A 23,589-nucleotide genomic window follows, 5' to 3' on the forward strand; every position below is an offset into this window, starting at 1 on the left:
TCTAAGTGGGGGAGTTCGGGTCGCTTTTTTTTTGTGTTTTTTGGTTTTTAAACAATAATTACCACTCACGACAAGCCGCGGCAGACCGCCAGCCAGGCGACGTTCGTGACCGCGATCGCGAGCCACGCCGCCCAGGCCGCGCCCGGGACCAGCCAGGTGGTGGCGACCCCCAGTGCCACCGTCACCACCACGGGCCACGCGCGCCGCGGCCGGCGCGGCCGCCGCTCGGCGAGGTAGGCGTCCAGGGCCTCGGCGACCTGGTCGTCGATCTCGTCGCGCAGCCGCGCGTCCAGCTCAGACATGCGCCGGCACCGGCCGCGGCGGGGCGACCGACAGGCACGCCAGCGCCAGCGGCACCTCCAGACCGGCCATGAGCAGCGAGAACACGACGTCTTCGCCGGCCGTCACCACGTCGAACCAGGCGTCGACCAGCAGGAGCGTCGCGGTGGCCGTGGCGACCAGCGGCGTCCGCGCGTCACCGCGGCCGAGGAGCCACGCGGTCAGCAGCAAGCCGACCGCCTCCGCCGCGTCGAGGCCGGTCCACGCCAGCCGCCAGTGCTGCGCCGCCACGACGTCCGGCAACGTCATCCCCAGTACCGCGATCCACGGCAGCAGGCACAGCCCCGCGGCCCAGAAGAGCTTCTTCATGCGAACCCCCGAGTTCTCTCCCGACCCAAGGTAGCGATTGCAGAGATTCTTTGCAAAGAATCTCTGTAGTACGCTCCGGGCATGGTCGAACGTCCCGAAAAGCGCGTCCTGACCGGCGCGGACCTCAAGGCCTTCTACAAGGCACTCGCCAACCCGGTGCGCCGGGACATCCTCAGCTACCTGGGCAAACACGGCGAGGCGAACTCGACGAGCGTCGCGAAGGCCCTCGGCGAGAGCACCGGGACGACCAGCTACCACCTCCGGAAGCTCGCCGACCTCGAGCTGATCGAAGAGCTCGAAGACCGCGGGGACGGCCGCGAGCGCTGGTGGAAGTCGCGGGCGAAGGACATCTACACCCCGCCCGGCCTCGACCTGGCGCCGGACGAGCGCGAAGCGATGCTCAAGCTCGGTGCACTCAAGCTGAGCCACGACCTGGGCCTGGTCACGCGGGCGTACGCGGGTTACGAGACCTCGGAGGGCTGGAACCAGATCTACCGCTCCGGCCTGCACCTGACGAAGGAGCAGGTCACGTCCTTCGTCGAGGAGTACCAGAACCTGGTGTGGAAGTACGTCACCGAGCCCGGGCAGCACCCGGAAGGCTCGCGATCGGTGGCCGTCCGGTTCATCGTGGTGCCGGAGGACGAGGAGTCCACAGAGGACTAGAAGCCGGACACCCGCAGCGTGATGTTCAGCCGCCCGTCGAGGCCCAGCGCCGGGTCCGCGGTGCCCGGCAGCGTCTTCGGCACGCCGTGGTAGGCGAGCCGGGACGGGCCGCCGAACACGAACACGTCACCCGAGCGCAGCTCGACGTCGGTGTACGGCCGGCCGCGGGTTTCGGTGTTGCCGAAGCGGAAGACGCAGGCGTCACCGAGGCTGACCGACACCACCGGCTCCAGGCTGCGCTCGTCCTTGTCCTGGTGCAGCCCCATCTTCGCGGTGGCGTCGTAGAAGTTGACCAGCGCGATGTCCGGCGCGTACGCCTCCGCCGGTTCGCCATACGCGGCCGCGAGCGCGCGGCGGCCGAGGTCGCCGAGCCACTCCGGGAACGGCAGCACCGGAGCCCCCTCGCCGGTGGTGCGCGAGTAGCCGTACGGGTACCAGTGCCAGCCAAGGCAGACCGACTTCACCGACATCACGCCGCCGTTCGGCAGCCGGGTGTGGCGGTAGCCGGACCAGCCGCGGCAGGCCGCGACGAGGTCGCGCTGCTCGTCGAAACCGAGCCAGTCGGGCAGGTGCACCGCCCCGGGCGCGATTTCGGCGCGGGGGCGCGGCAGGAGGGCGTCCATCACTTCGATTGTGCCGGAGACTCCCGCCGCACACGTTCGGTGATCGTCGAGGGCACCACACGGTGACCGCGGAACGTGACGCCCGCGGTGGCGAACAGCCGCAGGAGCCGCCCCAATGGACCAGCGGGACGGTCCTGCGGCCGCGTCCCCTCGCTCTGGGCCACCATGGACTAGACGTTCCCATACCTGAATGTCACGAGCCAGCATGGATCAGCTACGAACGGGTCTCTTGACCGCGATGCGGCCGATCAGTCACCGAAGGTGACCACGGTGACGCCCGCCTGCGCCGGAACGGGGTCGTTCATCGCGGCCAACGCGGCCGGGACGTCGTCGAGGCCGATGCGCCGTCCGATCAGCGCGGCGAGGTCGATGCCCGCCGTCTCCACGACCCGCAGCAGCTCCGGGTACTCGTGCGCCTGCAGCCCGTGGATGCCGACCAGCTCCAGCTCACCGCCGATGACGCGGTGCATCGGGATCGGGGCGATGCCCTGCGCGGGCGGCATCAGCCCGGCCTGGACGTGCCGGCCGCGTTTGCGCAGGCTGCCGACCGACGCCGCGCAGGTCGACGGCGCACCGAGGCAGTCGAGCGAGACGTGCGTGCCGCCGCCGGTCAGCTCGCGGACGTGCGCCGCGACGGCTTCCGGGCCGTCGAACGCCGAGGAATCGACGGTGACCGCGGCACCCGACTTCGCGGCCAGCTGAAGGGCTGCCGTCGAGACGTCGATGGCGACGACCTGCGCGCCCGCGGCGACGGCCAGCAGCACCGCGGAGATCCCGACACCGCCGCAGCCGTACACCGAAACCCACTGGCCCGCGCGGACGCGCCCCTGCCGCAGCACCGCGCGGAACGCCGTCCCGAACCGGCAGCCCAGCGCGGCGGCCTCGGCGGCGCCGAGCGAGTCCGGCAGCGCGACCAGGTTCGTCTCGGCGTGTTCGATGGCGACGCGCTCGGCGAACGACCCCCAGTGCGTGGCGCCGGGCTGGAACTCGCGGTCGCAGATCTGCTGGTCGCCGCGGGCGCACTGGGCGCAGGTGCCGCAGGCGCAGACGAAGGGCACGGTGACGCGCGCGCCGAGCTCCCAGCCGCGGACGCCGTCGCCGAGCGCGACGATCCGGCCGGCGAGCTCGTGCCCGGCGACGTGCGGCAGCGTGACGGCGGTGTCGTGGCCCTGCCAGGTGTGCCAGTCGCTGCGGCAGACGCCGGTGGCGTCGACCTCGATCACCGCACCGCCCGGCGCGGCCACCGGCTCGGGCACGTCCCGCACGACGGGCGGGACGCAGAACTCCTCCATGACCACAGCTCGCATGGCCGCGAGCCTAGCTTTCGTTGCGGACGCTCAGTTGAGCGCGTGGAACCTCGCTCTCGCCCGTGGCGGGCCGAGGAGCTTGCTGAGCGAGCCGTCCGGCACGTTCAGGATGTCCTCGAGATTCCGCAGGGCCTCCAACGATTCCGGCCGCTCCGGCCGGCACCGTCCCGACTGCCAGTGGCTGAGGGTGGCCAGGCTGACCGTGGTTCCCCTGCCGCGCAAGCGATAGCGGATCCGCTCGAGGCCGAGGCCGCGGGCCCGGATCGCCGCCCGCAGGGCCACGTCGAACGGTCCGGCAGCCAGCAGCCGGCTCAGCTCCGCCTGTTCCCCCCGGTCGATGGTGCGTGTTCGCTGACCGGTCATCACAACGCTCCGAAGCACTCCCGATTACAGAACATTGGAGCGTAGGCGCAGCTTCCCAAGATCGGAAGGGCCCTCACCCACCTGCCTTGCGCGTCTCGTCGGCGATCGCCGCGAACGGTTCCGCGTAGCCGGAGTTGATCGTGACGTAGGAAATCCCCCACCGTTCCCGCCACCGGAGAAGGGTTTCCGCGCCCGCGCCGGGATCCTCGGGCAGCACGGTGACGGCGCCACCGGCGGCGAGTTCGGGCACGTCGACCCCGGCCCACCTCGCGATCCCGGGCGACGGCCGGGTTCCGACGGCCATCAGGTTCAGGCCGAGCTCGACGTCGGGCAACCGCGGCCCGGCGAGTTCTCGGAATCGATCCACAATGGACTGAGCTTCGGCCTCGGTGGTCGTCGGCCGCCAGGTGAACGTGACGGTGTCGGCTTCTTGCGCGGCGAGCGCCAGCATTTTCGGCCCACCGCCGGCCAGCACCAACCGCGGCCGGTCGGCCGTGCGCTTGAGGTGCGCGATGGTGGCGGCCATCCGTGTGATCCGCTCACCCGGTGAGGGGAACGCCCGGCCGAGGGCCGCCGCGTGGGTTTCGGCACCGGGCCGCCCGACGCCGAGCCCGAGCTCGAACCGGCCGCGGGTCAGCCGGTGCAGGGTCTGCCCCTGCCAGTCGAGGGCTTCGGCGTCGCGGAAGGGGTCGGCGAGCACGAAGGTGCCGACGGTGAGGTCGATGGTGACCGCGGCGGCGGCCCCGAGCAGCACGAAGGGATCGGCGATGCCGACGGGATCGGTGGCGAGCAGGGTGTCGAAGCCGAGCTTCTCGACCCGTTCGGCTTGAGCGGTCCAGGACGTGAGGTCCGGCGCATGACCGGCGACGATGCCGAAGCGGAAGGGTTTCATGCGGGCCATGGTCGCGGGCCGGAGGTGGTCACCACATCCGCTTCACGACGTCACCCGCGCGTACGTCCCTCAGCGCAGGGTGACCGACAACGCCTGCGCGATCTCCTTGCCGATGGCGTGCGTGGCGGCATCCGGCGGCGACCCGACCTTGACGACCATCGGCCCCCCGAACGGCTGGCGCTCCACGACCTCGATGCGTTCGCCCAGGTTGATGGCGTGTTCCGTCAGGTACCGCAGCAGCTCCGGGTCGGTGTCCCAGACCCGGACGATCTCGCCGACCGCGCCCGGCGGGAGGTCGTCCAGGATGCGCACCGGCAGCTCCTCCACGCTGCCGTCCGGGGCCGGGATCGGGTCGCCGTGGGGGTCGCGGACCGGGTTGCCCAGCTTGGCCGCGATGCGCTCGACCAGCCTGTCCGACACCGCGTGCTCCAGCGCGTCCGCCTCCGCGTGGACCTCGTCCCACGTGTAGCCGAGCTCCGAGACCAGGTACGTCTCGATCAGCCGGTGGCGCCGGAGCACCGAGCGCGCCAGGAGCCTGCCCTCGGCCGTGAGCTCGATGCCGCGGTACGGCACGTGGGTGACCAGGCCCAGCTGGGACAGCTTCGTGACCATCCCCGACGCCGAGGACGGGCTGACCTCCAGCCGGCCGGCGAGCGACGCGTTGGTGACCGCCTCACCCCGCTCGACCAGGCCGTAGATCACCCGGACGTAGTCCTCGACCGACGAGGACCTCCGGACCGAACCATCTCCCATACCGCATACGATACGGGGCCGGGTTCTTTCTCGTGAAAGTTCACGTTCGCCAGCGGTAACGGATCCAGCCGGGCACCGGTTCCGCGCCGAGCTGGGCGTAGAACGCCGCGCCCTTTTCGTTGCCCTCCTGCATGTCCCACTCGACGCGCCCGCTCGTGCGGTTGCGCAGCTCGTCGAGCAGCTCGCTGCCGAGCCCGAAGCGCCGGTGGGCCGGGCGGACGAACAGGTCGTCCAGCCAGATCCCCGGCCGCGCCTCCCAGGTGGAGAAGTTCCAGCTGCAGAAGGCGAAGCCGGCGACCGTTCCCGGCTCGCCGGGCGGGGTCGCGATCAGCACCCATGCCTTCGGGTCCGGCCCGAACAGGTGACCGCTCATCTCGGCGCGGTCGAGCTTCAGGTCGTGGTTGTCCTCGTAGACGGCGTGCTCCTCGATGAGCGCGCAGATTTCCTCGATGTCTTCGAAGACGGCGTCGCGGACGGGCATCTCGCCTCCCGGTTTTGTCGGTGGTGGTCGTTACGGTCGGTTTTGGAGGTGGTCGATGTCACCAGAGGAGAAGTTCGAGGACCTGGTCGACGAGTTCACCGGACGTCCGGGCATCACGCCACCCGGCACGACCGGTGGCTTCGGGCGCACGGCACTGCGCTCGGACGGCCGGATCTTCGCGATGTTCGTCCGCGGGCAGCTGGTGCTGAAGCTGCCCGGGGCGAGGGTCGACGAGCTGGTCGAAGGCGGGCACGGGGTGCGTTTCGACGCCAACAAGGGCACCCCGATGAAGGAGTGGCTGGCCCTGGACGCGGGGTCACCGCAACCGTGGTCCGCGCTGGCGGAAGAAGCGCTCGAGTTCGTGGGAAGGAAGTGAAGCATCACGCTTGATAACGCAGTTCGCCGCCGACGGCGGTGCCTTGCACGCTGAGCTCTTCACCGGCGAGGCCGTCCAATGCGGACTCGTCCAGGGGCGAACCGGACAACACGGCGAAGTCGGCGAGCTTCCCGGGTTCGAGCGTGCCCAGGTCACGCTCGGCGAAGGTCGCGTACGCCGAGCCGGACGTGTACGCGCGCAGCGCCTGCTCCGGTGTCAGCGCCTCTTCGGGTGCGAAGGGCGCGCCCGAGGCCGTGCGCCGGCGCACCATGTCGGCCAGCGCGAGCAGCGGCGCGCCGTTCACCACGGGCCGGTCCGAGGACGCGGGAAGCACGCAGCCCGCGTCGAGGAGGCTTCGCAGCCGGTAGCACCACGGCACGCGCGCCTCGCCGAGCGCGGCGCGCATGCCGTCGCCGAGCTCGTTGACGAACCGGCCCTGGGGTGACGGGATGAGCCCGAGCGAGGCGAGCCGCGTCAGCTCCGCGGGCTGGAGCACCGCGCAGTGCTCGATGCGGTGCCGGTGGTCCGTGCGCGGTGAAGCGGCCAACGCGGCTTCGTAGGCGTCGAGGACGACGGTGATCGCGCGGTCGCCGATCGCGTGCGTCGCGATCTGCCAGCCCGCCTCGTGGGCGCGGCGGATCGTGCGGGCCAGCTCGTCCTCGGGCACCTGGAAGTAGCCGACGTTGTCCGGCTCGCCGTCGAACGGGTCGTGCATCGCGCAGGTGCGCCCGACCAGGGAGCCGTCGGCGAACAACTTCATCGGGCCGACGCGCAGCCACTCGTCGCCGAGGCCGGTGCGCAGGCCGAGGTCGAGGCCGAAGCCGGCGCCGTCGGGCAGGTCGTGGAGCACGCTCGCGGCGACCATCACCGTGCTGCGCACGCGCAGCACGCCGCGGTCGCGCGCCTCCTGGTAGGCGGCCAACTCGGCGGGTGTCTCCCCGACCAGGCCGCCGCCGATCCCGGCCTCCTGGACGCTGGTGATGCCCTCGGCCAGGTACTGCTCGGACGCGCGCTCGAGCCCGCGCACGACCCGCTCGACGGGGCTGGGGTACGTCAGCGGCCGCAGCAGCAGCTGGGCCTGCTCGCGCAGGAGGCCGGTCGGCGAGCCGCCGTCGTCGAGCACGACGTCGCCGCCGACCGGGACGTGCGCCAGGTCGAGCCGGTCGAGCACGGCCGAATTGACCACGGTCATGTGCCCGGACGTGTGCTTGAGCCGAACGAGCATCCCCGGCGCGGCGCGGTCGAGGCCGCGGGAGTCCGGGTGCCCGCCCACGAGCTTGTTCTGGTCGTAGCCGCTGCCGACCACCCAGCTCCCGGCGGGCAGCGTCGCGGCGCGCGCGGCGACGGCGTCGTAGACCTCCTCGACGCTGCGGCAGCCGCTCAGCGGGACGTCGTCGAGGCCCATGCCGAACCACGCCATGTGATTGTGCGCGTCGTGGAAGCCGGGCACGACGAAGCCGCCCGCGAGGTCGACCCGCGAGCGCGCGGACAGCTCACGCGCGTCGTCGCCCAGCGCGACCACCCGGCCGTGCAGGACGGCAATGGCGCTGGTCACGCCCGCGCCTGTCCACACCGTGGCGTTCTCGTAAACCGCGTCGACCTTCACAAGTCCAGAGGCTATCGATCGATCGATCGAACGTCTAGTATCGCCCTCATGCCCACCGTGGACTTCGCCGTCGAGGACGGCATCGCGCACATCCGGCTGAACCGGCCCGAGCGGCTGAACGCAGTCGCCGCCGTGCTGGTCGACGACTTCCTCGCCGCCCTCGACGCGGCCGCCCGCAGCGACGCCCGCGTCGTCGTGCTGTCCGGCAACGGGCGCGCCTTCTGCGCCGGCCACGACCTCAAGGAACCCACCCCCGCGGGTGATTCGCGGGCGCGGCTGGACCGGCTCCAGGACGTCACGCGGCGGCTGCGCGGGCTGCGCCAGCCGGTGCTCGCGGCGGTGCACGGCTACGCGATCGGCGCCGGCGCGGAGTTCGCGCTCGGCTGCGACCTGATCCTGGCCGCCGAAGACGCCGTGTTCGCCTTCCCCGAGGTCTCGCTCGGGCTGAGCGTCACCGGCGCGGCGTCGCGGCTGCTCCCGCTGCTGGTCGGTCCGCTCAAGGCGAAGGAGCTCCTGTTGCTCGGCGAGCGCTTCGACGGCCGGAAGGCGGCCGAGCTGGGCATGGTCAACGCCGCCGTCCCGGCCGAGCAGCTCCGGGCCGAAGCGCTGAGCTGGGCCAAGCGGATCGCCGGGCACCCGCCCGAGGCGGCGGCCATGGCGAAGCGGGTCCTCGACGCGCCGATCGACGTCGAACCCGCCCTCGAGCTCGAGGTCAGCCACGCCCTGATCACCGAACACTCGGCCGCGGTCGCCGCGTCCACCGAAGCCTTCCGGAGCCGGGCATGACGCCGCTCGCCGAGATCGACACGCTCGCGCAGCTCGTCACGCGGGCCGCCGCGCTGTGGCCGGAGCGCACGGCCTGGGTGTTCGACGAGTACGACCAGCACTTCACCTTCGCCGAGGTCGATCGCGAAAGCTCACGCATCGCCGCGGCCCTGGCCGAACGCGGCATCGGCCCCGGCGACCGGGTCGCGGTGATGCTGCGGAACGTGCCCGCGTTCCCGCTGACCTGGCTGGCGCTGGCGAAGATCGGCGCGCAGCTGGTGCCGGTCAACACGAACTACCAGGAGTTCGACGGCGCCCACATCCTCCGGCACTCCGGCGCGAAACTGGTCGTCGCCGCGCCCGAGTTCACCGAGCTCCTCGGCCGGATCGGCCTGACCGAGGTGATCACCCCCGACGAACTCCGCACCGACGCCGCGCCGCCGGAGTTCACCCCGGTGCCCGAACTGCCGGTCAACGTCCAGTACACCTCCGGCACCACCGGCGCCCCCAAGGGCTGCGTCCTGCCGAACCGCTACTGGACCACCCTCGCGGTGAGCCTGGCCACCGACTTCCCGGCCGTCGGCGAGGACGACGTCATCCTGACCGCGCAGCCGTTCCACTACATCGATCCACAGTGGAATGTCGCGTTGGGACTCGCCGGCGGGGCCACCCTGGTCGTCCTGGACCGCTTCCACCCGAGCACGTTCTGGGCGAAGGTGCGCGAGCACGGCGTCACCTGGTTCTACTGCCTCGGCCTGATGCCGACGCTGCTGCTGCGGCAGGCACCGTCCGAAGCCGACCGCGACCACCGCGTGCGCGCGATCGGCGTGTCCGCCATCCCGCACGACCTGCACGCCGAGCTGGAACGGCGCTGGGGCGTGCCGTGGTACGAGGCGTTCGGCATGACCGAAACCGGCGGCGACATCCGGATGACCCCCGCCGACCACGACGAGACCGTCGGCACCGGCTGCATCGGGCGGCCCAGCCGCGACCGCGAAGTGCTGATCGCCGGCGAAGACGGCAAGCCGGTGCCGCGCGGGGAGACCGGGCAGCTGCTGATCCGCGGGATCGGGCTGATGCACGGCTACCTCGACGATCCGGACGCGACGGCGAAAGCGTTCGAAAACGGCTGGTTCCACACCGGCGACCTCGCCCGGATGGACGCCGCCGGCCGCGTCTACTACGTCGGCCGGACGAAGGACATGATCCGCCGCAGCGGCGAAAACGTCTCCGCCGACGAGGTCGAGCGGGCGCTGCTGCTGCACCCGGCGGTGCGGCTGGTGGCCGTCGTCGCGGTGCCCGACGAGCTGCGCGGCGAGGAGATCAAGGCGTACGTCGTGTGCGACGGCGAGCGGCCGGACCCCGCCGAGCTCGCCGCGTTCTGCGCCGGGAAACTGGCCTACTTCAAGGTTCCGCGGTTCTGGGCGTTCGCCGACGAGCTCCCGATGACGCCGTCGGAGCGGGTGGCCAAGGGCGAGCTGCGGAAGATCGCCGACCCGCGCGCCGGTTCGTGGGACGCGAAGGTGCGGGCATGGCTGTGAGCAGCCGGGAGCGGGTGCGCGCCGCCGCGGTGAAGCTGTTCGCCACCAAGGGCTTCCACGGCACCGGCATCCGGGATCTGGCGCAGGAGGCGGAACTCTCCTCGGCCAGCCTGTACCACTACATGGGCACCAAGGAAGATCTGCTCGCCGAGATCATGCACACGGCCCTGAACCGGCTGCTCGCCGCGGCCCGCGAGGTCACCGCGGACGGCGGCGACCCGGTGCAGCGGCTGCGCACGCTGGTCGCGCTGCACGTCCTCGCGCACGCCGCCGGCCCGGAGGAAACCCGGGTGGTGGACAACGAAGTCGACATGCTGTCCCCGGCCGTGCGCGAGCCGGTGGTGGCCCTGCGGGACACCTACGAACGGCTGTGGGCGGCCGCGATCGACGACGGGGTGGCGGCGGGGGTGTTCCGTGTGGAGCACCCGGCGGTGACCCGGCTCGCCCTGCTCGAGATGTGCAGCGGCGTCGCGAGGTGGTATTCCCCACGTGGCCCGCTGGCGCTGGACGAGCTGGCGGAGCACTACGCGGAACTGGCGTCGAGGGCGCTGGGCTGCACGTCCCCGCCCGGCGTCACCGACTTGCGGCGGTGCCGGGAAATCGTCGCGAAAGAGTGGGGCGTGTCCGTTTAGCGGCGCTTTTACCTGTGTACGCCTTGCCCAGACGGCGCGGGTGGGGGACGCTCGAAGGGTGACTGAGGAAACGATCCAACTGGAACTGGACGACTCGGGTCTCGCGCCGGGCCTCCCGGCGCCGGCACACCCCCGCGATCAGGTGCAGGATGTCCCCTATCGCCCCGTCGAGTTCCGTGACGACGATCTCCCCGCGGCTCTGGAGCGCTGCGCCAAGTGGCTGCGTCAGGCACAGGAGTGGCTCGGCGAGCCGCTCGACGTCCTGGCCATCCACCTCGACTACGACGACCGTCAGGGTTCGCCGTACTACGACGTGAAGCTCCTGTGCAATGAAGAGGACCTAGCGGGCGTCCCGATCGCCATTCGCAACAAGAAGTAAGCAAGCCGAAGTGCCGTCAGGGCCGCCGGGAAAGGCGGCCCTGACGGCTTCTCGCGTTCGGTCAGCCCAGCGTGCCGCCGACCTTGACGTGCCCCTTGAGCAGGTTGCGGGCGATGGTCCGGCGCTGGATCTCGTCGGTGCCCTCGTAGATGCGCAGCAGCCGCAGCTCGCGGTACCACCGCTCGACCGGCAGTTCGCGGGTGTAGCCCATGCCGCCGTGGATCTGCAGGACGCGGTCGACGATCTCGTTGGCCTTCTGGCCGCCGTACAGCTTCGCCATCGACTGCGCGTGCCGCGAATCCAGGCCCTGGTCGACCTGCCAGGCGGCGTGCAGCACCAGCCACCGCAGCGCCTCGAGCTCGACGCCGGAGTCGGCGATCATCCACTGGATGGCCTGCCGCTCGGCGATCTTCTGCCCGAACGTCTCCCGGGTGTTGGCGTGCTCGATGGCCATCGAGATCAGCCGTTCGCAGGAGCCGATCGCGCGGGCGGGCAGCAGGTAGCGGCCCTGGCCGATCCACTGCATGGCCAGCTCGAAGCCGCGGCCCTCCTCGCCGAGGATCTGCGTCTCCGGGACGCGGACGTCCTGGAAGATCAGCGAGGCCGGGCCCCACTCGCCCATGGTGTCGATGTACTCGGACTTCCAGCCGGCCTCGCGGTCGACGAGGAAGCAGGTGACACCACCGTTCGCGCCCTTCTCCGGGTCGGTGATGGCGAAGACCATGGTGAAGTCGGCTTCGTTGCCACCGGTGATGAAGGTCTTCTCGCCGTTGATGATCCAGTCGCTGCCGTCCTTCCGGGCGGTGGTCCGGATGGCCTTGGCGTCCGAACCGGCACCCGGTTCGGTGATCGCGAAGCAGGACTTGCGCTCGCCCGAGATGGTCGGCAGCAGGTAGGTCTGCTTCTGCTCTTCGTTGGCGTGGAACAGGATGTTGTCGGCGGCCCCGCCGAACCGGAACGGCACGAAGGTCCGGCCCAGCTCGGCCTCCAGCAGCGCGGCCATCACGGCGGACAGCCCCATGCCGCCGTACTCCTCGGGCGTGAGGACGCCCCAGAAGCCGGACTCCTTCGCCTTGAGCTGGAGGTCCTTGAGCTCCTCGCCGGTCAGGCCGGGCTGGTGGGCGCGCTCGCGCCGGAGGACTTCCTGCTCGAGCGGGACCAGCTCCCGCTGGACGAACGTGCGGACCCAGTCGCGCACTTCCCGTTCTTCGGTGCTGAGTGAAAAGTCCATGGCGTTGGCTGCTCCTCCGACACTGGCTAAGCGCTTGCTTACCCGAGGGTACCTCCTGATACCCGGATAACCCCAGACCTCGGCCGGAATTCGTGACAACGGCTCCCGGGCCCGGAAGGATCGGAGGGGTGATGGAGATCGAGGTCCGCTGGTCGTCGCCGTTGCCCGTCGAAGATCGCTTCATGCGCCTGCTCGACGACGTCGAACAGGGCCGGTTCGAGGCCTACCGGCAAGAGGCGGACAAGCGGCGGTTCCTCACCGGCCGGGTGCTGGCGAAGACGGTCGCGGCCGAGCGGCTCGGCCTGGCGCTGGAGACCGTGAAGTTCGACGCGACCTGCGAAGACTGCGGCAAGCCCCACGGGCGGCCGCGCATCCCGGGCGCGGACCTGACGCTGTCGATCTCGCATTCGGGCGACCTGATCGGCATCGCGGCGACGCCGTCGGTGCCGGTGGGCCTCGACGTCGAGACGGCCACCCGCCGCGCGGACGACGGCCTGATCGAGTACGCCTTGAGCCCGGCCGAGGCCGAGCACCTGGCGGGCCTCGACGCGACGGAGAAGGCCGCGGCGTTCTTCGTCTACTGGACCCGCAAGGAGGCGGTGATGAAGGCCACCGGCAAGGGCCTGCGCATCCCGCTGCAGAGCATCACGTTCTCCCGCTACGACGAACCGGCGAGCCTGGTGTCCTCCGGCGATCCGGCCTTGGCCCCGGCGACGACGCGGCTCGCGGACCTGAAGGCCGCGGACGGGTACCGGGCGGCCATCGCGGTGCTGACCACCGAGGAGCTGTCGGTCACCGAGGAGCACTGGGTCCCCTAAGCGACGTCCTCCAGGCCCATCGCGGTCAGCAGGGTGCGGAACTTCGCCGTCGTCTCGTCGAGCTCCGCCTGCGGGTCCGACGCCGCGACGATGCCGCCGCCCGCGTACAGCCGCATCGACGTCGTCGCGATCTCCGCGCAGCGGATCGCCACCGCCCACTCGCCGTCGCCTGCCGCGTCCACCCAGCCCACCGCTCCCGCGTAGTAGTCGCGGTCGAACGGCTCGAGCTCCTGCACCAGGTCGCGGGCGCCCTCGGTCGGGGTGCCGCAGATCGCCGGGGTCGGGTGCAGCGCCGCCGCCAGGTCCAGTGCCGTGATGTCCGGGTCCGCCAGCTCGCCCGTGATCGGGGTGCGCAGGTGCCAGATCGCCGGCGTCGTGACCAGCTCCGGGCCGGCCGGGACGTCGAGGGTCCGGCAGAACGGCCGCAGGGCCTCGACCAGGTAGTCGATCACCACCGCGTGCTCGAGCTGGTCCTTGCGGGACGTCCGCAGCGCCTCGCCGTTCGCGCGGTCGACGGCCGGGTCGGCCGAACGCGGCATCGAGCCGGCGTGCGGCGAGGAGAACACCGTGCGGCCCGTCCGGCGCAGCAGCAGCTCGGGCGTGGCGCCGACGAGCGACCGGCCGCCCGGCAGCTCGGCCGCGTACGTGAAGTGCCGGGGATTGCCGACAGCCAGGTTCCGCACGATGCTTTCGGCCGGAATCGGCGCGCCGAACTCGAGGTCCAGGGCGCGGGCCAGGACGGCTTTGCGCAGGTCACGCTCACCCAGGGCGAGAACCGCGCTCCGCACGGCTTCCATGTGCAGCGAAGGAGAAGGCACCGCACGCACCCGCACGGGCGCCGGGAGGGCCTCGCGCGGCCGGGAAGGCGTCCCCGAAGACCGGTGGACGGTCCAGGGCACGACGAGGTGGCCCGGCACCTTCGTGTCGGGCCCGGTGTCGAACGGCAGGACACCGACGGCCAGCGGGGCACCCGTCTCGGCCAGGACACCGGGAATCGCCGAGGCGAGCCGCTGCGGGTCCGTCTCGGTGACGGTGCGGATCGTGCCCTGCGCGAGGAGTGCGCGCTCGGCCGTCGTGAAGAGGAAGTCGCCTCGCTGGTAGCGGGCGGCGAGGTCGTGTGCCGGGGTCACCGGATCAGGAGAACTCACAGTTCCCAGCGTCCCAGGCGACGGGAGATCCGCGAGGGAAGTGTCGCCAGCGACACTCCCCTCGCGGTCAGCTCCTGGTGACGCGCTACTTGAGCGCGTCGATGAGCGCCTCGCGCTGACGCTCGCCCAGGCCGGCCGCACGCCGGTCCGGGTCGATGCCGGCCTGCTCGAGCAGGGCGGCGACCTTCACCGCGCCGAGGCCGGGGACGGCCTTCAGCAGCTGGGTGACCTTCGTCTTCCCGATGGTCTTGTTCTCCTTGGCCTGCTTGAGCACCTTTTCGATGCTCTCCTTGCCGGACTTGATCGACGCGAGCAGCTCCGAACGCGCCTTGCGAGCCTCGGCGGCCTTGGCCAGGGCCTCGGCGCGCTGCTCCGGAGTCAACGTAGGCAGAGCCAACGTAGTGTCCTTTCCTCTCAGGTCTCCGCTTTCGCGGCCGACAGCTTTTGTGAGTGCTTGCTCCTGCAAGCGCTGCTCAGCCGTCTCTTGCCACGGGCCCAGTAAACGCCACCCGCTTCGTGGCCGTGCAACCGACACGCACTTATTACCCCCCGAGGTGATACCGGGCAACCCGCTCCGGCCTGCGGAAACGCTCCCAAGAAGCGTCCCGCGTGGCCCATCTCACCCGGAAGTGGAGCCTCTGTTACCCAATGTTCTCGTGCACATTTCCTTGCACATAAGGAAAAGCCGAAAAATTGATGATCTTGATCATCGTCCGGTGGTCGCCCGATCGCGCGACGACCGTGACCGAACGGAGCCGTTGTCGACCATGCCCGCTTCACCCGATCCGCACTAGAGTCGGCGCAACCCCAGTTCACCGGCGAACGACCCCCGGGAGCGACCATGTTGAGCACCATGCAGGACGGCCAGCTGTCGCTGGCGAACCTGCTCCGCCACGGCACGTCGGTGCATTCGGCGAGCGAAGTCATCACCTGGACCGGTTCAGAAGCCCGCCGGGAGACCTACGGCGACCTCGGCAGGCACGCCGCGCGGCTCGCGAACGCCCTCCGGGGCCTCGGCGTGACCGGAGACCAGCGCGTCGGCACGTTCATGTGGAACAACGCCGAGCACATGGCCGCCTACCTGGCCGTTCCGGCCATGGGCGCCGTGCTGCACACGCTGAACATCCGGCTGTTCCCCGAGCAGCTCGTGTTCGTCGCCAACCACGCCGAGGACCACGTCGTCATCGTCGACGGCACCCTCGTCCCCCTCCTGGCGAAGCAGCTGCCGCAGTTCAAGACGGTCCGGCACGTCATCGTGGCCAACGGCGACGCCGCGTCGCTCGAAGCCCCCGACGGCATCGAGGTGCACTCGTACGCCGAGCTGCTGGCCGCCCAGCCCGACACCTTCGACTGGCCCGACGTCGACGAGCGCTCGGCCGCCGCGATGTGTTACACCTCGGGCACGACCGGTGACCCCAAGGGTGTCGCCTACTCGCACCGGTCGATCTGGCTGCACTCGATGCAGGTCTGCATGAGCGACAGCATGAACCTCGCGCAGAGCGACAAGGCCCTCGCCATCGTGCCGATGTTCCACGCGATGGCGTGGGGGCTGCCGTACGCGGCGCTGATGGTCGGCGCGTCACTGCTGATGCCGGACCGGTTCCTCCAGCCGGCGCCGATCTCGGCGATGCTGGCCGCCGAGAAGCCGACGTTCGCCGGCGCGGTCCCGACCGTCTGGCAGGGGCTGCTCGCCCACCTCGAAGCGCACCCGCAGGACATCTCCCACCTGCGCGAGGTCGTCGTCGGCGGGTCGGCGGTGCCGCCGTCGCTGATGCACGCGTTCCAGGAGAAGCACAACGTCTCGATCCTGCACGCCTGGGGCATGACCGAGACGTCGCCGCTGGGCAGCGTCGCCCGGCCGCCGGCGGCCGCGACCGGCGACGACGTCTGGAAGTACCGCTACACGCAGGGCCGCTTCCCGGCGTCCGTGCGGGCCCGGCTGATCGGCGACTCCGGCGAACCGCTGCCGTGGGACGACGAGGCCGTCGGCGAGCTCGAGGTCCAGGGCCCGTGGATCGCCGCGTCCTACTACGGCGGAAGCGATGTCGACCCGGACAAGTTCCACGACGGCTGGCTGCGCACCGGCGACGTCGGCAAGATCAGCGCCGACGGCTACCTGACGCTCACCGACCGCGCGAAGGACGTCATCAAGTCCGGCGGCGAGTGGATCTCCTCGGTCGACCTGGAGAACCAGGTGATGGGCCACCCGGCGGTGGCCGAGGCCGCCGTCGTCGGCATCCCGGACGAGAAGTGGGACGAGCGGCCGCTGGTCGCCGTCGTGCTCAAGGAGGGCCAGAGCGTCACGCCGGAGGAGCTTCGCGACTACCTCAGCGACAAGGTCGCCAAGTGGCAGCTGCCCGAGAACTGGACGTTCGTCGACGAGGTGCCGAAGACCAGCGTCGGCAAGTTCGACAAGAAGCGGATCCGGGCGTCCTACTCCGAGGGAAAGCTCGACATCGCGCAGCTCTAACGGGTAAATCTCCGGCGAGTCTCATGCCTCTGGCGGTCACCATGGGGGACTCTGTGTCAACACCGCGGCGCGTCAGCGCCTCCTTTGAGGGTGGTGGTGGGGGCATGGATGGACCCCTATGGTGACCTTCGGAGCACGTCGGAGGAGTTCTGGGGATGCAGCGGAACAGGCGGAGTTTCCTCGCGCTCGCGGGGATGGGCGCGCTGGCGACGGCGTGCGGGTCGAACACCGGCCGGCAGGGTGACCCGCCGCCTTCGACGGCGTACTCGGCGGGGCCGCCGCCGTCGGACGCCCCGAAGGCCGCGCTCCAGCAGTGGTACCACGCGTACGGCGAGGAAGGCGTCCAGGACGCCGTGAAGCGGTACGCCGCGAGTTACCCCGGCGCGGCCGTGACCGTGCAGTGGAACCCGGGCGACTACGACTCGAAGATCGTCACCGCGCTGCAGAACAGCAAGGTGCCGGACGTCTTCGAAGCACAGGTCAAGATCGACTGGGTGCGGGAGCACCAGGTCGTCCCGCTCGACGACGTCATCGGCTCGGTGAAGGCCGACTTCAGCCCGGCCGTGCTGGCCGCGCAGACCGTCGAAGGCCGGGTCTACGGCATCCCGCAGGCCACCGACACGCAGGTGCTGTTCTACCGCAAGAGCCTGCTGCAGGCCGCGGGCGTGCAGCCGCCGCAGACGGTCGACGAGCTCGTCGACGCGGCCGCGAAGCTGACGAAGGACGGCGTCAAGGGCTTCTTCGCGGGCAACGACGGCGGCGTCGGCGTGCTCACCGGCCCGCTGCTGTGGTCCGCGGGGCTCGACTATCTGAAGAACGGCAACCGCGAGGTCGGCTTCGACGACCCGCGCGCGGCGACCGCGCTGGCGAAGCTGCACACGCTGAACGCCAACGGTTCCCTGCTGCTCGGCGCGCCGGCGGACTGGTCGGACCCGGGCGCGTTCGTCGACGGGCTGACGGCGATGCAGTGGACCGGGCTGTGGAACGTACCGAAGATCCGGCAGGCGTTCGACGACGACTTCGGCGTGCTCCCCTTCCCGAAGCTGGACGGCAGCGGCGCGCCGTCGGTCCCGGTCGGCGCGTACGGCGCGATGGTGAACGCCAAGAGCGAGCACGTCGTCGAGGCCAAGGCGTTCGTGAAGTGGCTGTGGGTCGACCAGACCCAGAACCAGCTCGAGTTCGCGACGAAGTTCGGCTTCCACGTGCCGGCGCGGCAGAGCCTGATCGACCGCGCGGACAACCTCAAGTCCGGCCCGGCCGCCGACGCGGCCCGGTTCGTCAGGGAGAACAGCCACCTCGTCGGCGGTCCGGTGTGGACGCAGCAGTCGAACACGGCGCTCTCCGACGCGGTCGCGAAGATCGCCAAGGAAGGCGCCGACCCGGCGGCGCAGATCAAGACGGCGGTCGAAGTCGCGAAGGCCGAGCTGAAGCGCCTCTTCGGATGAAACGGCGCGATGCGCGCGCGTTCTGGTTGTTCGTCGGCCCGTTCCTGATCGGGCTGGCGGTCTTCGCGTACCTGCCGATCGGCTGGAGCGCGTACCTGTCGTTCTTCGACGCGCGCAACACGGTGACGCCCACGGAATTCGTCGGGCTGGACAACTACGGGCACATGCTCACCGACGAGCCGTTCCTGTCGAGCCTGGGGACGTTCAGCGTGTTCGCAGTGTTCATCGTGCCGCTCACCTTCGTGTTGTCGCTCGCCTTGGCCCTCGGCGTGAACCAGCTGAAGTTCGCGCGCGCGTTCTTCCGGTCGGTGTTCTTCCTGCCGTTCGCGTGCTCGTACGTGGTGGCGTCGCTGATCTGGAAGACGTCGCTGTTCTCGGGTGTCCGGTACGGACTGGCGAACACCGTGCTCGGCCTGTTCGGCGCCGGCCCGGCGGCCTGGACCGGGACGGTCGACCCGCCGCTGTACTGGGTCGTGCTGGTGACGGCGCGGCTGTGGCTGCAGCTCGGGTTCTACATGATCCTGTTCATCGCGGCGCTGCAGCGGATCCCGGTCCAGCTGTACGAAGCGGCGGCGCTCGACGGCGCGAAACCGGGCTGGCAGGTGTTCCGCCACATCACGCTGCCCCAGCTGCGCGCGACGGCGGTGGCGGTGCTCTTGCTGAACCTGATCAACGCCTACCAGGCGTTCGACGAGTTCTACAACATCATGGGCGACGCCCGCGGCTACCCGCCGTTCGCCCGGCCGCCGCTGGTGTACCTGTACTACACGTCACTGGGTTCGGGCGGCCAGGACCTCGGCCGCGGCAGTGCCGGCGCGGTGCTACTGGCGCTGCTCATCGCGCTGGTGACGTTGCTGCAGGGCCGGGTGCTGCGGTTCGGGCGGGCGTCGTGAAGGCGGTCCTGCGGTGGAGTTGCCTGCTGGTGGCGGCCGTGCTGTTCCTGTTGCCGTTCTACCTGCTGCTGCGCAACGGCCTGGCGTCACGCGCGGACATCACATCTCCACAGTGGACGCTCTTTCCGTCCACAGTGCACTGGGAGAACTTCGCGCGGCTGTTCTCGCTTTCGGACGTCCCGTTCGCCCGCAGCCTGCTGAACTCGGCGCTGGTCGCGACGCTGCAGACGACCGGCCTGCTGGTGGTCTGCTCGCTGGCGGGCTACGGGCTGGCGCGGATCCCGTACCGGCATTCCGGGATCGTGTTCTACGCCGTGCTGGCGACGCTGATGATCCCGACGTCGGTCACGTTCGTGCCGAGCTTCGTGGTCGTCTCGTCGCTCGGCTGGCTGTCGGACTTCCGCGGCCTGGTGATCCCCGGGCTGTTCAGCGCGTTCAGCGTGTTCCTGTTCCGGCAGTACTTCCTGGACTTCCCGCGCGAGCTGGAGGAGGCGGGGCGGGTGGACGGCCTGTCCCGCTGGGGCGTGTTCCGGCGGATCGTGGTGCCGAATTCGAAGGGCTTCTTCGCCGCGATCGCGGTGATCACGGTGATCGGCAGCTGGAACGCGTTCCTGTGGCCGCTGATCATCGCCCAGTCACCCGATTCGTGGACGGTCCAGGTGGCGCTGTCGGGGTTGCTGACGGCGCAGAACCCGCAGCTGAACCTGCTGTTCCTGGCGGCGGCGGTGTCGATCCTGCCGATCGTGCTGCTGTTCGCGTTCCTGCAGCGGTACCTGGTGCGCGGGGTCGCGGAGGCCGGCCTGAAGGGCTGACCGGTGGGCCGAATTGCCCACAACCTTCGGCGGTACAGCACCCCTCATGATCTGTGACAGGGTGGACTGAACTGTCACGGTGAATGTTTTTCACGTTCACCTCGCGTCCATCCGGGTCCGGCAGCGTGCCGGGTAGCCGAGAAGACTGGGGAGCGAACCATGGCCGAACTCACCCGGCGCACCTTCGCCACCGCGGGCGCCGCCGGTGCCGGGCTCCTGCTCTGCACGCCCACCGCGAACGCCCTCGACCGTGCCCTGCGGCTCACCGGTGCCCGCGCGGTCACCATCGCCGGCACCACGCTCGAGCAGGTCGCCACGGGTGGCGGCACCGGCACCTACTCGCGCCTGTCCGCGGGGCCCGGGTGGCCGCTGGTCGTCCGCAGCGATCTCGCGGCGCCGAAGAGCGGGCGCGACGACCGGCGCCGGGCGCTGTCCGCCTTCGTCCAGTTCACCGACCTGCACATCACCGACGCCGAAAGCCCCGCGCGGTTCGAGTACCTGCACCCCTTCATCGGCTCCGCGCACCGGCCGCAGGAGGCGCTCGGCACGGTCGCCACCAGCGCGCTGGTCGAGCGGGTCAACAGCGTGCGGCAAGGCCCGTTCACCGGGCGGCCGTTCGACCTCATGGTCACCACCGGCGACAACACCGACAACCACGAGCTGATCGAGCTCGACTGGTTCCTCAAGGTTCTCAACGGCGGCACCGTCACGCCGAACTCCGGCAACCCCGGCACCTACGAAGGCGTCCAGAGCTCGGGCAACGACGAGTACTGGAACCCCTCGATCCCCGGCGTGGGCGACAAGTACTCGGCGAAGGGCTTCCCGCAGCTTCCCGGCCTGCTCGAAGCGGCCATGAAGCCGTTCACCGCGCCCGGTCTCGACGTCCCGTGGTTCTGCACCTTCGGCAACCACGACGACAGCATCGTCGGCTCGCTGCCGGCGCGGCTCCCCGGCATCGACGCCTGGTACACCGGGAAGTACAAGGTGATCGGCAAGGACGAGACCTCCGCGAAGAAGATCGCCGACGCCATCAAGAGCGGCTCCAGCGTCCCGGCCGCCGAGCTGTTCGGCGGCAGCGGCACCATCCGCGAAGTGACGCCGGACGCCCGGCGCCGCCCGTTCAGCACCGGCGAGTTCGTCCGCGCCCACCTCGACGCGGCCAACACCGGCCCCGGCCCGGTCGGACACGGCTTCACCAGCGCCAACGCCGACGGCCAGAACGTCTACTACACCTTCCGGATCGCGCCGGGCATCACCGGGATCAGCCTCGACACCACCACCGACGCCGGGTTCGCCGACGGCTCGATCGGGCTCGCGCAGTACTCCTGGGTCGAGTCCACGCTCAAGCGCGGCAGCTCGACGTACTACGACTTCTTCGGCCGCAAGGTCACCCACGCCGGCACCGACGAGCTGTTCCTGCTGTTCAGCCACCACACCAGCGGCTCGATGGGCAACCTGCTGCCGGACTCGCGCCACCTGCTCGACCCGCGCCTGGACGGCAACGCGTTCGTCGCACTGCTCAAGCGGTTCCCGAACGTGCTGGCCTGGGTCAACGGCCACACGCACCTCAACAAGATCACGCCGCACGTCGGGAACACGCCGCAGCAGAGCTTCTGGGAGATCAACACCGCGTCGCACGTCGACTTCCCGCAGCACGCGCGGATCGTCGAGGTCGCGGACAACGCCGACGGCACGTTGTCGCTGTTCACGACGCTGATCGAGGCCGAAGCGCCGTACGCCGTGGACTACGGCGCCCGGACGCCGCAAGCGCTTGCGTCGCTGTACCGCGAACTGTCCTACAACGACATCCACGTCGATCTCGGCCGGGTCGGCGCGGGCGAGGACCACAACACGGAGCTGCTGCTGGCGAACCCGCTGTCCTGACCGGCACAGTGATGGCATGACCGATCCCGAGGGCACGCAGCTCTTCCACCGCTCCATGCCGTTTTCCGAGCGCCTCGGCGTGGAGGTGCTGGAGCACGGGCGCGAACTCGTCCGCAGCCGGCTGAAGTGGGACGAGAGCCTCTGCACGCTCGGCGGCGCGCTGCACGGGGGCGCGCTCATGGCGCTGGCCGACTCGACCGGTGCCGTGTGCGCGTTCCTCAACCTGCCCGAAGGCGGCCAGGGCACGACGACCGTCGAGTCGAAGACGAACTTCCTGCGCGCGGTGCGTTCGGGCTACGCCGTTGCGTCGTCCAGACCACTGCACGCCGGGCGCAAGTTCGTCGTGGTGGAGACCGAAATCCACGACGACGACGGCAAGTTGGTCGCGAAAGTGACACAGACCCAGGCCGTCCTCTAGGTACCTGTTTACATACCCGGCCGAAACGGCGAAAATCCCTGGCTACTGGGTGGGCCGATGAGGGAGCCGGGATGCGCGTACGCAAGTTGTTCACCTTATGGTCAGTGGTTGTGTTATCTGCCGTAACCGCGCAAGTCGCCGAGGCCGGGCCCGCCCGGCCCCGTGACGACGAGGCGATCGACTACCACGAATGGACCGGCGGCCGCTTCCACGAGGGCCGCTTCGCCGGGGTCACGCTCACCCGCGACGGCCTGCGCATCACGCACCCGGCCGGCACGGTCGAGCACACCGAGCCGGAGCTCGGCACGACGAGAACGTACGAGTACGGCCAGTGGACGTCGCCGGAGTACCGCCAGGGCTTCGGCGCCACGCAGCTGGTCGCGTCCTGGAACACGAAGACGCCCGCGAAGACCTGGCTGCAGGTCGAGGCGCACGGCCGGACGTCGGCGGGCGCCGAAACCGCGTGGTACGTGCTGGGCCGCTGGGCCAGCGGCGACGCCGACATCCTGCGCACCAGCGTCGACGGCCAGGACGACGCGAACGCGCTGGTCGACGTCGACACGCTGGTCATGAAGACCGGCGTCACGCTGAAGTCGTACCAGCTGCGCGTCAGCCTCTACCGCGAAGCCGGTTCCGGCGCGACACCGTCGGTGAGCCTGCTGGGCGCGATGACTTCGGCGGTCCCGGACCGCTTCGACGTGCAGCCGACGAAGCCCGGGCGCGCCACCGGGATCGAGCTGAAGGTGCCCGCGTACGCGCAGAACCTCCACAAGGGACAGTTCCCGCAGTACGGCGGGGGCGGCGAAGCCTGGTGCAGCCCGACGTCGACCGAGATGGTGGCCGAGTACTGGGGCAGGAAGCCGTCGGCGGCGGAGATGTCGTGGATCCCGGCGGACTACGTCGACCCGCAGGTGGCGTTCGCGGCGCGCTACACGTACGACCACGCCTACGACGGCACCGGCAACTGGCCGTTCAACACCGCGTATGCGGCTTCGCGCGGGCTGCGCGGCCACATCACGCGGCTGCACTCGCTGAACGAGCTGGAGAACTACATCGCGCGCGGCATCCCGGTGATCACGTCGCAGTCGTTCCTGTCCTCGGAGCTCGACGGCGCCGGCTACGGCACGGCGGGCCACATCATGGTGGTGGTCGGCTTCACGAAGGACGGCGACGTGATCGCGAACGACCCGGCGTCGAGCAGCAACGACAAGGTCCGCAACGTCTACCAGCGCGACCAGTTCGAGAAGATCTGGCAGCGGACGAAGCGCTACCGCGCGGACGGCACCGTGGCGGGCGGCCCGGGGGGCATCGCGTACATCATCACGCCGGCCTGAGCCTCGGTGGGGCGCCGCACCGGCGCCCCCACCGGGTTCACCAGGTCTTGCGGACCTTCTCCCGGATCGCCCGGTTGATCCGCCGGAGTCTCCCCGGCACCCGAACC

Annotated in this window: 26 protein-coding genes; 14 read left to right on the top strand and 12 right to left on the bottom strand. The window is 70.4% G+C overall.

Features of this window, described 5'->3' with window-relative positions; all coding sequences use genetic code 11:
* Positions 1–65: 65 nt before the first annotated feature.
* Positions 66–302 (bottom strand): hypothetical protein, encoded by a 237-nt coding sequence (locus ACWED2_RS24450; RefSeq protein WP_449692819.1) that lies wholly within the window; start codon positions 300–302, stop codon positions 66–68.
* Positions 295–648: a hypothetical protein gene (locus tag ACWED2_RS24455; RefSeq protein WP_449692820.1), complete on the bottom strand. Its 354-nt coding sequence runs from the start codon at positions 646–648 to the stop codon at positions 295–297. Before ACWED2_RS24455 ends, ACWED2_RS24450 begins: the two co-directional genes overlap by 8 nt.
* An 81-nt stretch (positions 649–729) precedes the next feature.
* Here ACWED2_RS24455 and ACWED2_RS24460 point away from each other — a divergent pair, with 81 nt between their 5' ends.
* Positions 730–1,311 (top strand): ArsR/SmtB family transcription factor, encoded by a 582-nt coding sequence (locus ACWED2_RS24460; RefSeq protein ID WP_449692821.1) that lies wholly within the window; start codon positions 730–732, stop codon positions 1,309–1,311.
* Here ACWED2_RS24460 and ACWED2_RS24465 read toward each other — a convergent pair.
* The 6 genes from ACWED2_RS24465 to ACWED2_RS24490 all read right to left on the bottom strand — a co-directional run bounded on the left by ACWED2_RS24465 (position 1,308) and on the right by ACWED2_RS24490 (position 5,730).
* The gene (locus ACWED2_RS24465; RefSeq protein ID WP_449692822.1) at positions 1,308–1,934 is read right to left on the bottom strand and encodes an alpha-ketoglutarate-dependent dioxygenase AlkB family protein; all 627 of its coding nucleotides are present in this window, start codon (positions 1,932–1,934) and stop codon (positions 1,308–1,310) included. The two genes, ACWED2_RS24460 and ACWED2_RS24465, sit on opposite strands and share 4 nt — an antisense overlap.
* 248 nt (positions 1,935–2,182) lie before the next feature.
* Complete coding sequence (locus ACWED2_RS24470) at positions 2,183–3,241, bottom strand: alcohol dehydrogenase catalytic domain-containing protein (protein WP_449692823.1); 1,059 nt, start codon at positions 3,239–3,241, stop codon at positions 2,183–2,185.
* A 30-nt stretch (positions 3,242–3,271) separates the two neighbouring features.
* On the bottom strand, positions 3,272–3,604 hold the full coding sequence (locus ACWED2_RS24475) for a transcriptional regulator (RefSeq protein WP_191306899.1): 333 nt from the start codon (positions 3,602–3,604) through the stop codon (positions 3,272–3,274).
* 73 nt (positions 3,605–3,677) lie between these two features.
* Entirely contained in the window at positions 3,678–4,496 is an 819-nt protein-coding gene (locus ACWED2_RS24480) for an LLM class flavin-dependent oxidoreductase (RefSeq protein ID WP_449692824.1), read from the bottom strand.
* Positions 4,497–4,565: 69 nt separating this feature from the next.
* Positions 4,566–5,249 (bottom strand): metal-dependent transcriptional regulator, encoded by a 684-nt coding sequence (locus tag ACWED2_RS24485; protein ID WP_043789190.1) that lies wholly within the window; start codon positions 5,247–5,249, stop codon positions 4,566–4,568.
* A gap of 40 nt (positions 5,250–5,289) precedes the next feature.
* Positions 5,290–5,730, bottom strand: a complete 441-nt coding sequence (locus tag ACWED2_RS24490) for an N-acetyltransferase family protein (RefSeq protein WP_449692825.1) — start codon at positions 5,728–5,730, stop codon at positions 5,290–5,292.
* 55 nt (positions 5,731–5,785) lie between these two features.
* Between ACWED2_RS24490 and ACWED2_RS24495 the strand changes: the two genes are divergently transcribed.
* On the top strand, positions 5,786–6,106 hold the full coding sequence (locus ACWED2_RS24495) for a hypothetical protein (protein ID WP_449692826.1): 321 nt from the start codon (positions 5,786–5,788) through the stop codon (positions 6,104–6,106).
* A gap of 4 nt (positions 6,107–6,110) precedes the next feature.
* On the opposite strand, the gene ACWED2_RS24500 is transcribed toward ACWED2_RS24495, so the two are convergent.
* Entirely contained in the window at positions 6,111–7,712 is a 1,602-nt protein-coding gene (locus ACWED2_RS24500) for an amidohydrolase (RefSeq protein ID WP_449692827.1), read from the bottom strand.
* A gap of 48 nt (positions 7,713–7,760) precedes the next feature.
* Between ACWED2_RS24500 and ACWED2_RS24505 the strand changes: the two genes are divergently transcribed.
* The 4 genes from ACWED2_RS24505 to ACWED2_RS24520 are packed head-to-tail and all read left to right on the top strand — an operon-like array spanning position 7,761 to position 11,029.
* On the top strand, positions 7,761–8,498 hold the full coding sequence (locus ACWED2_RS24505) for an enoyl-CoA hydratase/isomerase family protein (protein ID WP_449692828.1): 738 nt from the start codon (positions 7,761–7,763) through the stop codon (positions 8,496–8,498).
* On the top strand, positions 8,495–10,018 hold the full coding sequence (locus tag ACWED2_RS24510) for an ATP-dependent acyl-CoA ligase (protein ID WP_449692829.1): 1,524 nt from the start codon (positions 8,495–8,497) through the stop codon (positions 10,016–10,018). Before ACWED2_RS24505 ends, ACWED2_RS24510 begins: the two co-directional genes overlap by 4 nt.
* Positions 10,015–10,650 carry a TetR/AcrR family transcriptional regulator gene (locus ACWED2_RS24515; protein WP_449692962.1) on the top strand — a complete coding sequence of 212 codons (636 nt, stop codon included), beginning with the start codon at positions 10,015–10,017 and terminating at the stop codon, positions 10,648–10,650. The genes ACWED2_RS24510 and ACWED2_RS24515 overlap by 4 nt, the downstream gene beginning before the upstream one ends.
* A 58-nt stretch (positions 10,651–10,708) precedes the next feature.
* Positions 10,709–11,029, top strand: coding sequence for a hypothetical protein (locus ACWED2_RS24520; RefSeq protein WP_004561305.1), 321 nt, complete (start codon positions 10,709–10,711; stop codon positions 11,027–11,029).
* Between the two features lie 61 nt (positions 11,030–11,090).
* Here the strand turns inward: ACWED2_RS24520 and ACWED2_RS24525 are convergent, their stop codons facing one another.
* A complete protein-coding gene (locus tag ACWED2_RS24525) occupies positions 11,091–12,260 on the bottom strand; it encodes an acyl-CoA dehydrogenase family protein (protein ID WP_091318329.1) in 1,170 nt (389 codons plus the stop codon).
* 131 nt (positions 12,261–12,391) lie between these two features.
* Here ACWED2_RS24525 and ACWED2_RS24530 point away from each other — a divergent pair, with 131 nt between their 5' ends.
* Positions 12,392–13,078 carry a 4'-phosphopantetheinyl transferase family protein gene (locus ACWED2_RS24530; RefSeq protein WP_449692830.1) on the top strand — a complete coding sequence of 229 codons (687 nt, stop codon included), beginning with the start codon at positions 12,392–12,394 and terminating at the stop codon, positions 13,076–13,078.
* On the opposite strand, the gene ACWED2_RS24535 is transcribed toward ACWED2_RS24530, so the two are convergent.
* Together ACWED2_RS24535 and mihF are read right to left on the bottom strand one after the other, a co-directional pair.
* A complete protein-coding gene (locus ACWED2_RS24535) occupies positions 13,075–14,226 on the bottom strand; it encodes an isochorismate synthase (RefSeq protein WP_449692831.1) in 1,152 nt (383 codons plus the stop codon). The two genes, ACWED2_RS24530 and ACWED2_RS24535, sit on opposite strands and share 4 nt — an antisense overlap.
* Positions 14,227–14,311: 85 nt before the next feature.
* Entirely contained in the window at positions 14,312–14,623 is a 312-nt protein-coding gene (mihF, locus tag ACWED2_RS24540; RefSeq protein WP_051767699.1) for an integration host factor, actinobacterial type, read from the bottom strand.
* Positions 14,624–15,067: 444 nt separating this feature from the next.
* On the opposite strand from mihF, the gene ACWED2_RS24545 reads away from it, so the two are divergent.
* From ACWED2_RS24545 to ACWED2_RS24575, 7 genes are all read left to right on the top strand, one after another.
* Positions 15,068–16,696 (top strand): long-chain fatty acid--CoA ligase, encoded by a 1,629-nt coding sequence (locus tag ACWED2_RS24545; RefSeq protein ID WP_449692832.1) that lies wholly within the window; start codon positions 15,068–15,070, stop codon positions 16,694–16,696.
* Positions 16,697–16,851: 155 nt separating this feature from the next.
* Positions 16,852–18,141: an ABC transporter substrate-binding protein gene (locus ACWED2_RS24550; RefSeq protein WP_449692833.1), complete on the top strand. Its 1,290-nt coding sequence runs from the start codon at positions 16,852–16,854 to the stop codon at positions 18,139–18,141.
* Positions 18,138–19,034: a carbohydrate ABC transporter permease gene (locus ACWED2_RS24555; protein WP_449692834.1), complete on the top strand. Its 897-nt coding sequence runs from the start codon at positions 18,138–18,140 to the stop codon at positions 19,032–19,034. The genes ACWED2_RS24550 and ACWED2_RS24555 overlap by 4 nt, the downstream gene beginning before the upstream one ends.
* Positions 19,035–19,063: 29 nt before the next feature.
* Complete coding sequence (locus ACWED2_RS24560; protein ID WP_449692963.1) at positions 19,064–19,846, top strand: carbohydrate ABC transporter permease; 783 nt, start codon at positions 19,064–19,066, stop codon at positions 19,844–19,846.
* A 159-nt stretch (positions 19,847–20,005) separates the two neighbouring features.
* Positions 20,006–21,730 (top strand): TIGR03767 family metallophosphoesterase, encoded by a 1,725-nt coding sequence (locus ACWED2_RS24565; RefSeq protein WP_449692835.1) that lies wholly within the window; start codon positions 20,006–20,008, stop codon positions 21,728–21,730.
* Between the two features lie 16 nt (positions 21,731–21,746).
* Positions 21,747–22,148 carry a PaaI family thioesterase gene (locus tag ACWED2_RS24570; RefSeq protein ID WP_013230138.1) on the top strand — a complete coding sequence of 134 codons (402 nt, stop codon included), beginning with the start codon at positions 21,747–21,749 and terminating at the stop codon, positions 22,146–22,148.
* 71 nt (positions 22,149–22,219) lie between these two features.
* Positions 22,220–23,482, top strand: coding sequence for a peptidase C39 family protein (locus ACWED2_RS24575; protein ID WP_449692836.1), 1,263 nt, complete (start codon positions 22,220–22,222; stop codon positions 23,480–23,482).
* Positions 23,483–23,589 lie beyond the last annotated feature (107 nt).

Source organism: Amycolatopsis sp. NPDC005003 (assembly GCF_053600695.1).

Coding starts and splice junctions, on each gene's coding strand:
- ACWED2_RS24495 (WP_449692826.1), top strand. CDS start 5,786: ATGTCACCAGAGGAGAAGTTCGAGGACCTGGTCGACGAGTTCACCGGA.
- ACWED2_RS24470 (WP_449692823.1), bottom strand. CDS start 3,241: ATGCGAGCTGTGGTCATGGAGGAGTTCTGCGTCCCGCCCGTCGTGCGG.
- ACWED2_RS24525 (WP_091318329.1), bottom strand. CDS start 12,260: ATGGACTTTTCACTCAGCACCGAAGAACGGGAAGTGCGCGACTGGGTC.
- ACWED2_RS24490 (WP_449692825.1), bottom strand. CDS start 5,730: ATGCCCGTCCGCGACGCCGTCTTCGAAGACATCGAGGAAATCTGCGCG.
- ACWED2_RS24565 (WP_449692835.1), top strand. CDS start 20,006: ATGGCCGAACTCACCCGGCGCACCTTCGCCACCGCGGGCGCCGCCGGT.
- ACWED2_RS24480 (WP_449692824.1), bottom strand. CDS start 4,496: ATGAAACCCTTCCGCTTCGGCATCGTCGCCGGTCATGCGCCGGACCTC.
- ACWED2_RS24460 (WP_449692821.1), top strand. CDS start 730: ATGGTCGAACGTCCCGAAAAGCGCGTCCTGACCGGCGCGGACCTCAAG.
- ACWED2_RS24570 (WP_013230138.1), top strand. CDS start 21,747: ATGACCGATCCCGAGGGCACGCAGCTCTTCCACCGCTCCATGCCGTTT.
- ACWED2_RS24450 (WP_449692819.1), bottom strand. CDS start 302: ATGTCTGAGCTGGACGCGCGGCTGCGCGACGAGATCGACGACCAGGTC.
- ACWED2_RS24550 (WP_449692833.1), top strand. CDS start 16,852: ATGCAGCGGAACAGGCGGAGTTTCCTCGCGCTCGCGGGGATGGGCGCG.
- ACWED2_RS24465 (WP_449692822.1), bottom strand. CDS start 1,934: ATGGACGCCCTCCTGCCGCGCCCCCGCGCCGAAATCGCGCCCGGGGCG.
- ACWED2_RS24455 (WP_449692820.1), bottom strand. CDS start 648: ATGAAGAAGCTCTTCTGGGCCGCGGGGCTGTGCCTGCTGCCGTGGATC.
- ACWED2_RS24485 (WP_043789190.1), bottom strand. CDS start 5,249: ATGGGAGATGGTTCGGTCCGGAGGTCCTCGTCGGTCGAGGACTACGTC.
- ACWED2_RS24505 (WP_449692828.1), top strand. CDS start 7,761: ATGCCCACCGTGGACTTCGCCGTCGAGGACGGCATCGCGCACATCCGG.
- ACWED2_RS24530 (WP_449692830.1), top strand. CDS start 12,392: ATGGAGATCGAGGTCCGCTGGTCGTCGCCGTTGCCCGTCGAAGATCGC.
- ACWED2_RS24555 (WP_449692834.1), top strand. CDS start 18,138: ATGAAACGGCGCGATGCGCGCGCGTTCTGGTTGTTCGTCGGCCCGTTC.
- ACWED2_RS24510 (WP_449692829.1), top strand. CDS start 8,495: ATGACGCCGCTCGCCGAGATCGACACGCTCGCGCAGCTCGTCACGCGG.
- ACWED2_RS24475 (WP_191306899.1), bottom strand. CDS start 3,604: ATGACCGGTCAGCGAACACGCACCATCGACCGGGGGGAACAGGCGGAG.
- ACWED2_RS24575 (WP_449692836.1), top strand. CDS start 22,220: ATGCGCGTACGCAAGTTGTTCACCTTATGGTCAGTGGTTGTGTTATCT.
- ACWED2_RS24545 (WP_449692832.1), top strand. CDS start 15,068: ATGTTGAGCACCATGCAGGACGGCCAGCTGTCGCTGGCGAACCTGCTC.